Genomic DNA, 12,428 nt, shown 5'->3' with positions numbered 1-12,428 from the left:
GATTGGCGATTGGCGATTGGCGATTGAGAGTGAAGGAAGAGGCGTTCGTGTCGCTTATCTTCCCAAATCCGCAATCGGCAATCGGCAATCGGCAATCAACGGCTCCTTTCCTTCATCATTGCGCGGGCCTCTCGGTCGGCTTCACGCCGCTTTTCGGTTTCGCGCTTGTCGTAAAGCTTTTTTCCTTTGGCGACGGCCAGCTCGATCTTGATGCGCCCGTCCTTCAAATACATCTTCGTCGGAACCAGCGTGAGGCCCTTCTCCTGGACCTTGCCCGCGAGCTTGTCTATCTCGGCCCGGTGCAGCAGCAGCTTTCGCGCGCGCGTCGGCTCGTGATTGTCGCGATTGCCGTGACTGTACGGGCTGATGTGCACGTTCATCAACCAGGCCTCCTGCTTGCGTATCTGTGCATACCCGTCCTTCAGGTTGCAGCGTCCCTCGCGAGCCGATTTCACTTCCGTGCCCGTAAGCGCGACGCCGCATTCGTGAGTCTCGAGTATGTGGAAGTTGTGATAGGCCTCTCGATTGGTCGCCACCACTTTTTCAATCGCCATAGGGAGAAGAGTGTGAGCTTAAGAACTCAATAAGCGCCGACTCGATTCGCACAAGAATATATCCGATGGTTTGATGCCACGCAACGCGTCCTTGCCTCGGGCGCGCCGTTGACCCCGGCTTTCGTTGACAAATCCACCGCGGCAGATTAAAACGAGCGCATCCGAGTGGCCCGTAATAATCGGAGAGTTCCCTGACCTGAGCTTTAGGAGTAAAACAATATGAGTTCGTTAATCAAGCAGGTTGGTGCGTGCGCGCTCGCGGGCATCGCGGCGGTGATGCTTTGTGCTTCGGCTTCCGCGCAAGAGAAAAAGCTGACTATTGAAGAACTGCTCGCTCATCACCTCGACGCGATAGGCAGCGCTCAAGCCCGCGCCTTCCCGAAGAACCGCGTCGTCACCGGACCGGTGAAGCTGATCAGCCGCATCGGCGCCACGGGTAACATCGATGGACAAGCCGCAATGGCTTCCTCTGGTGTGAAGCTGCGCTACAGCCTGACGTTCCCCTCGCAACAGTATCCGGGAGAACAGTTTGGCTTTGACGGTTCCAAGGTTCTTACCGGTCACTTGCCCAGCGGCCGCCGCTCAGCGCTCAGTCTGTACCTCGAACAGCAAAATTTGCCGTTGAAGGAAGGCCTGCTCGGCGGAACTCTTTCGATTGCCTGGGCAATGCTGCGAGTTGACCAACTGAAACCAAAGCTGGAGTATCGCGGGCTGAAAAAAATCGAAGGGCGTCAGCTCCACGAGGTTGGCTATCGCGCGCAGAAGGTATCCGACTTGAAGGTAACCTTGTTTTTCGACGCGGCGACGTTTCAACACGTGCGCACGGTATATGAGTTCAAGGTTCCTGCGCGGCTCGGATTGGGTCCCAGGGATTCAAACAGATTTCAAGAGGACTATTATCAATTCGTTGAAGACTTCGACGATTTTCGGGCAGTCAACGAGCTTATGCTACCCTACAAGTACAGGCTCCAACTCAACGTGCAGACTTCAACCGGAACGATAGTGTTCGATTGGAACATCGCCGTCGAGCAAGTCCTGCACAATCAAGCGCTGGACGAGCAAGTCTTCAGCAAGTGATTCTCCTGGCCCTGCGGGCGCGCAGCCAAAACGCTCCCTTTCAGTTTGGAACCCTTCCGGTACTCTTCCTTTTTTCGATAGATATCTAGACAGCGCAATAACCTCCCTTCTGCCCTCTCGTCTCGCAGTGTAGAATTGAGAAGCCCGACATCATCGATGAAACAAAAAAGAGAACGAGTGGCAAGCGAAGACAGATACTCCAGGCAAATTCTTTTCGAAGGCATCGGCGAAGAAGGCCAGGCTCGTCTTGCTCAATCGAAGGTCGTCATCATCGGCTGCGGCGCGCTCGGCGCGGTTCAAGCAGAAACGCTCGCCCGCGCCGGCATTGGCCATCTGGTTCTGGTCGACCGCGACTTCGTCGAAGAGTCAAACCTTCAGCGCCAGATCATGTTCGAAGAAAGCGACGCGCTGAACCGCTTACCTAAGGCAGTCGCGGCGGCATCGCGAATTGCCCGCGTCAACTCGGACATCGAAGTCGAGCCCGTGATCGCCGACGTGAACTTCGAGAACATCGAAGAAATCATCGCGGGCGCGAGCCTCGTCCTGGATGGGACCGACAACTTCGAAACACGCTTCTTGATAAACGACGCGTGCGTCAAGTCTAAAACACCGTGGGTGTATGGCGCGGCCGTCGGGTCTTACGGATTGACGATGACGATCGTGCCGGGCGAGTCGCCTTGCCTGCGCTGCGTGCTCGAAGCAGTGCCCGAGCCGGGCTCGGGCCCGACGTGCGACACCGCCGGTGTGATAATGCCGATCGTGACAACGATCGCCTCGATTCAGGCTGCCGAAGCGCTCAAGCTGCTCACGGGTCAGATGGACAAGCTTCATCGCTCGTTGATACGCATCGACCTTTGGGATTTTCAGTTCAACAGACTCGACCTATCGAGCTTCGACGCCGGTGACCAGTGCCCCGTTTGCTGTCTGGCCAAGTTCGAGTTCTTACGCGGCGCCGGCCGGCAGGTAACGACGACACTTTGCGGACGCAACGCTGTTCAGATAGCGCGGGTGGGCGCGGGAGCGATCGACTTCGCAGCTCTTGCCGAGCGTTTGAAGTCAGCCGGTGAAGTTGCTTTCAATGATTTCTTGCTGAGGTTTCGAGTTGAGGGCTACGACATCACGGTGTTCCGGGATGCTCGCAGCATTATTCGAGGAACCACCGATCCAGCAGTGGCGCGCGGGTTATATGCGCGGTACATCGGAGCATAGACATTTTCTCTACATCATAGGTCCTATAGGTCATATCAATCATGCAAGCAGGCTTAGCAAGTTTAATAGCCGTGACCGGCGAAGTCTTTGAACGCGACTTCATGGGCGCGGGCGAAGTGATCGTGCTGCGCGTTGGTCACAGCCGCGTACAGCATGTTTTTGCCGTCAACGGGCACACCATAGCTCGCCTGCGATGGCGCGGGTTCCGGCGCGCGGTCTACGAAGCGGAGGGCACGCGGTGGGATATTAATGTCGGCGCGCTCGACAAACGCATATCGATTATCTCGGACGACGGAGGCGAGTCATCTCTCGTCGAGCGCTCGCGAGCGAATCCGAACAAAGAAGAACTCCGCATAGAAATGGCCGAAGGCGATAACTTCTGCTTGATGCGTTCGTGGGACAGCCGCTTGCGAGCCGAAGCCTCTTTTGTCGTGCACAAGCAGTTTTATTGTTCCACGCTCCTGGTGTTTCATTTCAACATGCGGCGGCGCACTCAGACCACCGCGCGAGTAGTGATCAACCCGGTAATGAAGTGGGAAGCGCGATTCATGCATCGACTGCTTGCGCTCGGCGTTTGCCGGATAATCCTGGAGCGCCGCCGTTCCGGGTCGCGACCGCTCAGAGTCAAAGAGATGAGGCTGCGGCGCTTCGCGAGCAGCTCTCGCGTCCGCGAGCGTAAACGCCTATGAGAGAGACTGCAACCGGGCGGCGTTTCGTGGTAAGCTACCCGGAACGCGGCAAGACTCTAGTCTGTGGAGTTTGAGGAACTATGTCACGAACGAAAGGCAATGCTAAGCGGGGACAGCGAACACCGCTGATAATTGGGCTGGTGTTGATCGTTGCAGTAGTCGTGGTCGGCGGCGCCATGATGTCTGGACGCGGCGGAGGAAGCATCGCCGTGTCGCCAATACCCGGGTTGACCGAAGACGTTAACCAGAGCCTAGAAGCATTTCGCGGCAAGGTAGTCATCCTCGACTTTTGGGCGACGTGGTGCCCTCCGTGCATAAGGGGCATACCGGACCTCATCACACTTCAGAACAAGTACCGGGATCAAGGGCTGGAAATCGTCGGCGTCTCTATTGACCCGCTGTCTCCGCGCGGAAACCCCGCCGGCGCGCCCGCGGTCGCTCCGTTCATGAAAGCCTACGGAATCAACTACACGATACTGATGGTCAGGACTCAGGCCGCATTCAGGGGATACGACATCAGTCAGGGTATCCCGACTACTTATGTGCTGGATCGGACCGGCAAGGTCGTGAAGGCCTACGTTGGCCTGCAGCCGCTCTCGGCACTTGAAAAGGATATCAATCAGTTGCTGTAGAGATGCGTGATTCGCGCTCATGGCGCAAATGCTCAGCGCTCATCCCTCAGCTACCTGGCGGCACCCGATAGAGCAGGACGATGAGTTCTCGCAGACGAACAACAAACGTATTGACCGCTTCGCTCAGTTTCATCTCGCCTTTAATGTTACGTGATCAGTTGAGCGCGCTCAAAGCCGACAATGAAGCCAGCCACTGAAGAGGCCAATCCCAAAACTAGAGACGTAGACCGTCTTTCGACGATCGATATCATCCGGTCCGCGGCGCGCTTGATGGTTTGAGTTAGTCACTCGTGATCCTGACTTGTGATCTATGGCCCAGTTACTTCTCGAGAATGCCAGAGTAATACTCGAAGGCGGCGTCCAGCGCGGCGGGGTGCTGGTTCGCGAAGGTCGCATCGCCCAGGTATTCACCCACGACAAAACGCCCTCCGGTTTGAGCGCGCAAGAGTCGATTGACCTCCAGGGTGCCTACCTCGCGCCCGGGCTGATCGATATTCATATACACGGCTCGGTCGGCGTCGACGTTCAAGCAACAGACGCGGGCGGTCTCGATAAGCTTTCAAAGTACCTGCTCGCCGAAGGAGTGACCGGCTATTTCGCGACGCTCGTGCCCACCGACGAACGCGGCTACCGTGAAGCGCTGGCAGCGATCAACTCATACGTCGAGCGACAAGACAAAGCGTACCGGAGCAGCAATCCCCAGCACGGCGCTCGCATTCTCGGCATTCATTTCGAAGGACCGTTCGTGAGCGAGACCCGTTGCGGAGCTTTGCGCCGCCAGCACTTCAGAACCTACGATGGCGACGCTCGATCAATAGAGCTGTTCACTGGCGGTCCTCGTGACGGTCGCCCCTCGGGCGTGCCGCGCTTGATGACTCTTGCGCCGGAGACACGCGGCGGGCTCGATCTCACGCGTGAGCTTTCACGCGCGAGCGTTCGCGCCTTCATCGGTCACTCGCAAGCGGATCTCGAAACGCTCGATCTGGCCGCGGACGCGGGTTCACGTCATATCACGCACTTTCCGAACGCGCTCGATCCGTTGCACCATCGCACGCCGGGCGTGGTCGCGTGGGGCCTGTTGCGCGAGGATGTCACGCTGGATTGCATAGCCGACTTTCATCACGTGCATCCGTTGGTGCTTCGATTGATGTATCAATCGAAGGGCGCCGATCGAATGGCGCTGATCAGCGATGCCATAATGCCGGCGGGTCTGGGCGACGGGGAGTTCTCGGTCTGGGGCGAAAAGGTCACGGTGAGGGACGGACGGACGGGTCTCGCTCGCCAGCCCGGTGAAAGCACGATCGCGGGCTCGGTGATAACAATGCGCGAAGCGCTCAAGAACATCATCGACGTTGGAGCACCGATTCAGGAGGCGGTTCGCATGGCCTCGCTCGTTCCCGCGCGCGTAGCCGGCATCGATTCCGTGCACGGATCGATCGAGGAAGGCAAGCGCGCGGATCTGATCGCATTCGGGGACGACTTTGCCGTGCGCCTTGCGACAATTGAGGGCGTGCTCGCCTTATGTAAGTGATACTTCAGTGAGACTTCATCGTGTGTCGCGACACCGTTGAAACGGCGAAGGGTCAATGCCCGTTTGTTGTCGATGTCGCAATCTTGAGTTCAAACATCGCCCTAAATTATGACCCGCGCGAACCCGCTTTCGTTTGACCTATGGCGATCAAAAGTTATAACCTCTTCAACCAACAACCAAGGGGTATTCAGGGTATCGAGGCCATGTCATGGTTACGTCTCCATCAGCAATCGGCATCATTGACAGGACTCTTCACCGTACATCCTCTGGCTCAGTTCTTCTTGTAATCGCTGGTTAGCATGAGAGTCCGTCTCTGCGAGACGCCGAGGCCCTCGCGAGCAGGCAGGACTTTCTTGAAGGAGACGAGATGGCAAAGACAGCAAAAGGCAAAACCCAACCAGGCACCTCGTCAGTAGAGGCTGATGAGCCGGGCGAGACGCCAGGCACACAGTCGACCGAGGAAGAGATCGCGATACGCGCCTATCATATCTACATCGAGCGAGGCGGTGTCGAGGGCGATCCGCTTGACGATTGGTTGCAAGCCGAGGGCGAGCTAGCCCGGGACGGTGGCTGATAGGAATAGTCGAGCCCGATCATTTGTATTTCTGGGGTATTGCTTGGGTATTTCTGGTTTGAAGCGGCGCGCTGTTGGTCGCTTATCAGTCGGGGCCAACTTTAACCCGCGGAGGGAGAGGTTGATTTTTGTGTTTCAACCGACCGAAGCGACTTCAGTGAAAAGGAGCGTGAGCAGATGAGCCAAGCATTGATGACCGATGAAGGCGCAACCCAAGGCGAAACCCATGATGCCAAGCTTGACCAGTTGTGCATAGATACGATCCGGACGCTTGCGATGGATGGGGTGCAGCAAGCGAATTCGGGCCACCCCGGAACGCCGATGGCTCTCGCCCCCGTCGCCTACGTTTTGTGGGACCGCTATCTGCGGCACAACCCGCGCAACCCACAATGGCCCAACCGTGATCGCTTCGTGCTGTCGGCAGGCCACGCGTCGATGTTGTTGTACTCGATGCTTCACCTGTCGGGTTACGATCTGCCGCTCGAGGAGCTGAAGCGATTTCGCCAGTGGGGCTCGAAAACGCCGGGCCATCCCGAATACGGTCTGACGGCTGGAGTGGAGACGACCACCGGACCGCTCGGTCAGGGTGTGGCGAACTCCGTCGGGATGGCGATAGCCGAGCGATGGCTCGCTGCGCACTTCAATCGGCCCGGCCACGAGATAGTCAATCATCGCGTTTACGCGGTAGCAGGGGATGGCTGCATGATGGAAGGAGTATCGCAGGAGGCGGCGTCGCTTGCCGGACATCTCCGGCTGAGCAATCTGACCTGGATCTACGACAACAACCACATCACCATCGAGGGCAATACCGCGCTCGCGTTTAGCGACGACGTAGCCGCCCGATTCACTTCTTATCACTGGAATGTGCTGCGAGTGGGCGACGCAAACGATACTGATTTGCTTGACCGCGCAATTCAAACCGCTTTGAAGGAGACAGAGCGCCCCTCGCTCATCATCGTCGACAGCCACATCGCATGGGGTGCTCCCAACAAGCAAGATACGTCGGCAGCGCACGGTGAGCCTTTGGGCGATGAAGAGATTCGCTTAACCAAGGAGGGTTACGGCTGGCCCCCCGACGCGAAGTTCCTCGTGCCTGATGAAGTGAGCAAGTACACGGATCGCTCAGTCGCTCGGGGCCACAAGGCCGAAGACGAGTGGAACGGGCGCCTGGCTGCGTACAAAGCGGCTCATCCCGCGCTCGCCGAAGAGTGGGACTGCATGCAGCGCGGCGAGCTTCCCAGCGGATGGGATCAAGGCATCCCCACATTCCCTCCCGACGAGAAAGGAGTGGCCGGCCGCGACGCGAGCCAGAAAGTGTTAAACGCCATCGCCCCGCGTGTCCCCTGGTTGATTGGCGGCTCGGCAGACCTGGCGCCCTCGACTAAGACCCGAATGAATGAGGGTGGCGACTTTGAAGCCGGCTCGTATGGAGGCCGTAATTTTCACTTCGGGGTACGCGAGCACGCGATGGGCGCGATACTGAACGGGATGGTGCTTTCTAAGGTGCGCGCGTATGGGTCGGGCTTCTTGATCTTCTCGGATTACATGCGCGCCCCGATTCGCCTCTCATCGCTGATGGAAATCCCGGTGTTGTACATCTTCACACACGACTCGATTGGAGTGGGCGAAGACGGACCCACGCATCAGCCGATTGAACAAGTCGTATCGTTGCGCGCTATTCCGCAACTCCTGGTAATCCGGCCTGCTGACGGCAACGAAGTGGCGGAAGCGTGGCGGGTCATGATGGGTTCATCGCATCACCCGATCGCGTTGATACTCAGCCGCCAGCCGCTGCCGACGTGGGACCGCACGAAGTACGGGGCCGCCTCGGGACTCAAGCAAGGGGCATACGTGCTTGCCGATTCCGATGGTTCGCCTGAAGTGATCTTTATGGGCACAGGCTCCGAGCTGCAGTTGTGTGTGGCGGCTCACGAGCAATTGAAGGCCGAAGGAGTAAAATCGCGCGTCGTCAGCATGCCTTGTTGGGAACTGTTCGAGCGCCAGCCCGTAGAGTACCGCGAGTCGGTTCTGCCGGCGTCGGTGCGAGCCAGAGTTGCCGTGGAAGCCGGAACGAGCCTCGGCTGGCGAAGATACACCGGAATAGACGGCCGCATCATCGCGCGGCGGGAGTTCGGCGCGTCGGCGCCATTGAAGGAGTTGCTGAAGCAATTCGGCTTCACCGTGGAGAAGGTGGTCGCCGCAGCCCGCGAGAGCATGACGGCAGCGCATAAATAGACCGAAGACCGAAGACCGAAGACCGAAGACCGAAGACGGTCGTCCGTCGGCGGTCGTCCGTCAAAAGAAAGGATGTGCTATGAGCAAGAACATATTGGTAGAACTTCAAAAAACGGGTCAAAGCATCTGGTATGACAATGTCCGCCGCGCGCTGATCGATAACGGCGATCTGGCGAAGAAGATAAGCGAAGATGATTTGCGCGGGGTGACTTCAAACCCGGCGATCTTTGAAAAAGCAATTGTCGGCAGCACCGACTACGACCAGGCTATGCGGCAGTTGATTGCCGATGGAAAAAGCGTCGATGAGATTTATGAGGCGCTTGTCATCGACGACATCCAGCGGGTTGCTGATCTTCTCAAGCCCGTTTACGACCGCACGAAGCGCATCGACGGTTATGTGAGCCTCGAAGTCTCTCCGCTGCTCGCGCACGACACCGAGAACAGCATCGCGCAAGCGCGAAAACTCTGGGCGGCGGTCAACCGGCCTAACGTCATGATTAAGATCCCAGCGACGCCGGCAGGCATCCCAGCGGTTCGAACGTTGATCTCGGAGGGCATCAACATAAACGTCACGTTGATCTTCTCCCAGGAGACCTACGATCAGGTGGCCGAGGCCTTCATCAGCGGGTTGGAGCAAAGACACGCGGCCGGCAAGCCGCTCGATCACGTGGCTTCGGTCGCCAGCGTGTTTGTCAGCCGGGTCGACACAAATATCGACAGTCAGCTCGAATTCAGAATGCGCCGATCGACGGACGACAATGAAAAGGCCACGCTCGCCGCGCTGCTTGGCAAAGCGGCGATCGCCAACATCAAGTTGATGTACCAACAATTCAAGGAAATCTTCAATGCCGGCCGCTTCGCAAAACTTGGAGCCGCAGGCGCGCAGATGCAGCGGCCTTTGTGGGCGAGCACCGGCACCAAGAACCCCGCGTATCGGGACACCTACTACGTCGACGAATTGATCGGACCCAACACTGTCAACACCGTGCCGCCCGCGACCTATACCGCCGCGCGCGATCACGGACGGACAGAGGCGACACTTGAAACAGATCTCGACGGAGCGCGCGCGACAATCGCGAAGCTCGCGGAGATTGGCATCGACCTCAAGCAAGTCACCCAGCAGTTGCAGGATGAAGGCGTGGCGCAATTCATGGCTTCATTCGACACAATGACCGGCAGCATTACGGCGAAGCAGGCCGCGATAACCAGCGGCGTGCTCGAGCGAATGAAGGCTGAACTCGGCTCATACGCGGATGACGTGAAAGCTGCGATCAAGAAGATGGAAGCCGACTCGTGGATTCGGCGCATATGGCGCAAGGACGCGACGCTGTGGAAGGACGATGAGGCTCACAAAAAGATCATAGCCAACGCTCTCGGATGGGTGACAGTAGTCGATCAGTTGGTCGAGCACGCCGGCGAGCTAGCCGCCTTCAGCCAGCGTGTGAGAAACGACGGATTCACTCACGCGATGCTGCTGGGAATGGGCGGAAGCAGTTTGTGCCCCGAAGTTTTTCGCCGGACCTTCGGCAAGATCGACGGTTTCCCGGAGCTGCACGTTCTCGACAGCACGGACCCGGCAACCGTAAAGAGGTTTGAAGAGGGAGTCGATCTGCCACATACCCTGTTCATTGTTGCGAGCAAGTCGGGAACTACAACCGAGCCGTTGATGTTCTACAAGTATTTCTTCAACCGCATGCGCGAGATAAAGGGCGAGCGCGCGGGCGAAAACTTTGTCGCAATCACCGATCCCGGTACGTTGATGGAGGAGATGGCCAAAGGCGACGCCTTCCGGCGAATCTTCCTCAACCCGCCTGACATCGGCGGACGCTATTCGGCGCTGTCGTACTTCGGAATGGTGCCCGCCTCGCTGCAAGGCTTCGACTTCAAGACGTTGCTTGATCGAGCCGACCGGGCGCAGCACGCCTGCATGCACTACGTTCCCGCCGAGGACAATCCAGCCGCCCGGCTTGGAGCGATACTTGGCACGATGGCCAACGCCGGGCGCGATAAGCTGACGCTGTCGATCGCGCCTGAAATTTCTTCGTTAGGTTTGTGGATCGAACAACTGATTGCCGAGAGCACCGGCAAGGAAGGCAAAGGAATCATCCCGATCGCCGGCGAGACGCTTGGCGCGCCGTCGGTGTACGGCAACGATCGCCTGTTCGTTCACATCGGAGTCGGAGCGCCCAATGCCGATACGGAAGCGAAGCTGCGCGCTCTGGAAGCCGCGGGTCATCCGGTCGTGCGCAGAACGCTTCACGATCTGCTCGATCTTGGGGAGGAGTTCTTCCTTTGGGAGATGGCCACGGCGGTTGCCGGCGCCATCATCGGAATCGACTCCTTCGATCAGCCGAACGTGCAAGAGAGCAAAGACAACACCAAGCACTTTCTCGAAGTGTTCAAAAAGAACGGCTCGCTGCCCGACCAGGAGCTTGGCTCGGAAGGCCGAGGCTTAAAGGCGTACTGTGACGCCGAGGCGATCACCGAGCTTGGATCGGGCGTCGCAATTGATGGCTTCGTCACCTTGCACCTCAAGCGGGCGCATGCCGGCGACTACATCGCGATGCTCGACTACATTCAGGAGACGCCCGAGCACGAAGAGCTGATTCAAGCAATTCGCACCCATCTGCGCGATGCGATTCACGTTGCGACGACGACTGGATACGGGCCGCGCTTTTTGCACTCGACGGGACAGCTTCATAAGGGCGGACCCGCGAGCGGGGTGTTCATTCAGGTCACCGCGGACAATGCCGTTGATGTCCCGCTGCCGAATGAGCCGTTTACATTTGGCATCTTGAAGCAGGCGCAGGCGCTCGGCGATTTTCAGTCGCTGGCGAGCCGACATCGTCGAGCTATTCGTCTGCATCTGGGCACGGACATCGAGGCCGGTCTGCGCACACTGCTCGAGATCGTCCAGAATGCGTTTCCGATCGTGCAAGGTCACGCAGGATAACCTGGGAGCGCGGCCGTCCCGGCCGCTCCCATTGCAAAACACGAATGGCAGGAAAGAGGCGGCCGGGACGGCCGCGCTCCCAGGCACTATGCCAAATACCAAGCCCATCGCCCTCGTGATATCAGACATTGACGGCACGCTCATCACATCGAACCACGAGGTGACCGACGCAACAAAAGCCGCGGCCGCAAAGCTGTACGAACGCGGCATCGAGCTGTCGCTGGCGAGCTCGCGTCCTCCGCGCAGCATCGTGCCGCTCGCCGATGCGCTCAAGCTGCAAGGGCCCTTCGCCGCTTTCAACGGCGCGCTTGTAGTCAAGCGCAACGGCGAAGTGCTTGCTCGCAGCATAATCTCTCCGGCCATCATCGCCAGTGTCAAAGCCATAGCCGACCAGTTTGGGATCGGCGTGTGGCTCTATGACGACGTTGACTGGTGGGCTCCGTGGCGCGATGCGTTCGTCGATCGCGAAGAACATACATCAGGATTCTCAGCAAGGATCGATGGTTACGCCGAACGCATAACCCGCGATGCCAATAAGCTGACAGTCGTGGGAAAACCTGAACTGGTTGCTCAAGCCGAACAGCAGGTGTTGAGCGAGCTGGCCGATCAAGTGTCGGCTTCAAAATCGAAGCCTCGCTTCCTCGACGTGACCTCTCACGGGATTCACAAAGGGACGGTAGTCGTAAGATTGGCTGAGCTTCTCAACATCCCCACCGAAAGAGTCGCAGTAATCGGTGACGGGCCGAATGATGTCGAGATGTTCAGGCAAGCCGGCGTCAGCATCGCGATGGGCCAGGGCGTCGACGAAGTACGAGAAGCCGCCAGCTACCTGACGACTTCAAACGACGACGAAGGCTGGGCAAGAGGGATTGAACAGTACGTATTGGGTAGTTATCAGTCAGCTTCGAACTAGCGAGAGGGTTCTACGGGCGGTCCTTCGTGGCCGCCCTGGGAGCGCAGGCATTCCTGCCTGC

The 12,428-nt window shown here is 58.3% G+C and carries 10 protein-coding genes; 9 read left to right on the top strand and 1 reads right to left on the bottom strand.

Annotated features, from left to right (window positions below):
• Positions 1–95 precede the first annotated feature (95 nt).
• Positions 96–554, bottom strand: coding sequence for an SsrA-binding protein SmpB (gene smpB, locus AABO57_04015; protein ID MEK6284884.1), 459 nt, complete (start codon positions 552–554; stop codon positions 96–98).
• Between the two features lie 219 nt (positions 555–773).
• Between smpB and AABO57_04010 the strand changes: the two genes are divergently transcribed.
• The 9 genes from AABO57_04010 (at position 774) to AABO57_03970 (ending at position 12,367) form a co-directional block, all read left to right on the top strand.
• Entirely contained in the window at positions 774–1,631 is an 858-nt protein-coding gene (locus AABO57_04010) for a hypothetical protein (protein MEK6284883.1), read from the top strand.
• A 156-nt stretch (positions 1,632–1,787) separates the two neighbouring features.
• Positions 1,788–2,840: a ThiF family adenylyltransferase gene (locus tag AABO57_04005; protein MEK6284882.1), complete on the top strand. Its 1,053-nt coding sequence runs from the start codon at positions 1,788–1,790 to the stop codon at positions 2,838–2,840.
• Positions 2,841–2,881: 41 nt separating this feature from the next.
• Positions 2,882–3,529: a hypothetical protein gene (locus AABO57_04000; protein MEK6284881.1), complete on the top strand. Its 648-nt coding sequence runs from the start codon at positions 2,882–2,884 to the stop codon at positions 3,527–3,529.
• An 80-nt stretch (positions 3,530–3,609) separates the two neighbouring features.
• Positions 3,610–4,161, top strand: a complete 552-nt coding sequence (locus AABO57_03995; GenBank protein ID MEK6284880.1) for a TlpA disulfide reductase family protein — start codon at positions 3,610–3,612, stop codon at positions 4,159–4,161.
• 310 nt (positions 4,162–4,471) lie between these two features.
• Positions 4,472–5,692, top strand: a complete 1,221-nt coding sequence (nagA, locus tag AABO57_03990) for an N-acetylglucosamine-6-phosphate deacetylase (GenBank protein MEK6284879.1) — start codon at positions 4,472–4,474, stop codon at positions 5,690–5,692.
• A gap of 367 nt (positions 5,693–6,059) precedes the next feature.
• Complete coding sequence (locus AABO57_03985) at positions 6,060–6,266, top strand: DUF2934 domain-containing protein (GenBank protein ID MEK6284878.1); 207 nt, start codon at positions 6,060–6,062, stop codon at positions 6,264–6,266.
• Positions 6,267–6,458: 192 nt separating this feature from the next.
• Complete coding sequence (gene tkt, locus AABO57_03980) at positions 6,459–8,501, top strand: transketolase (GenBank protein MEK6284877.1); 2,043 nt, start codon at positions 6,459–6,461, stop codon at positions 8,499–8,501.
• Positions 8,502–8,580: 79 nt separating this feature from the next.
• Complete coding sequence (locus AABO57_03975; GenBank protein MEK6284876.1) at positions 8,581–11,454, top strand: bifunctional transaldolase/phosoglucose isomerase; 2,874 nt, start codon at positions 8,581–8,583, stop codon at positions 11,452–11,454.
• 88 nt (positions 11,455–11,542) lie between these two features.
• Complete coding sequence (locus AABO57_03970; protein ID MEK6284875.1) at positions 11,543–12,367, top strand: HAD family hydrolase; 825 nt, start codon at positions 11,543–11,545, stop codon at positions 12,365–12,367.
• Positions 12,368–12,428: the final 61 nt, after the last annotated feature.

Source organism: Acidobacteriota bacterium, from assembly GCA_038040445.1.
Taxonomy (GTDB): Bacteria; Acidobacteriota; Blastocatellia; order UBA7656; family UBA7656; genus Onstottus_A; species Onstottus_A frigus.
The sequence above is the reverse complement of the archived record's forward strand: the minus strand, read 5'-3'. Positions and strand labels throughout refer to the sequence as shown.

What these genes read in the sequence shown, in the direction of transcription:
- AABO57_04010 (MEK6284883.1), top strand. Translation starts at nt 774, where the DNA reads ATGAGTTCGTTAATCAAGCAGGTTGGTGCGTGCGCGCTCGCGGGCATC.
- AABO57_03975 (MEK6284876.1), top strand. Translation starts at nt 8,581, where the DNA reads ATGAGCAAGAACATATTGGTAGAACTTCAAAAAACGGGTCAAAGCATC.
- smpB (MEK6284884.1), bottom strand. Translation starts at nt 554, where the DNA reads ATGGCGATTGAAAAAGTGGTGGCGACCAATCGAGAGGCCTATCACAAC.
- AABO57_04005 (MEK6284882.1), top strand. Translation starts at nt 1,788, where the DNA reads ATGAAACAAAAAAGAGAACGAGTGGCAAGCGAAGACAGATACTCCAGG.
- nagA (MEK6284879.1), top strand. Translation starts at nt 4,472, where the DNA reads ATGGCCCAGTTACTTCTCGAGAATGCCAGAGTAATACTCGAAGGCGGC.
- AABO57_04000 (MEK6284881.1), top strand. Translation starts at nt 2,882, where the DNA reads ATGCAAGCAGGCTTAGCAAGTTTAATAGCCGTGACCGGCGAAGTCTTT.
- AABO57_03985 (MEK6284878.1), top strand. Translation starts at nt 6,060, where the DNA reads ATGGCAAAGACAGCAAAAGGCAAAACCCAACCAGGCACCTCGTCAGTA.
- AABO57_03970 (MEK6284875.1), top strand. Translation starts at nt 11,543, where the DNA reads ATGCCAAATACCAAGCCCATCGCCCTCGTGATATCAGACATTGACGGC.
- tkt (MEK6284877.1), top strand. Translation starts at nt 6,459, where the DNA reads ATGACCGATGAAGGCGCAACCCAAGGCGAAACCCATGATGCCAAGCTT.
- AABO57_03995 (MEK6284880.1), top strand. Translation starts at nt 3,610, where the DNA reads ATGTCACGAACGAAAGGCAATGCTAAGCGGGGACAGCGAACACCGCTG.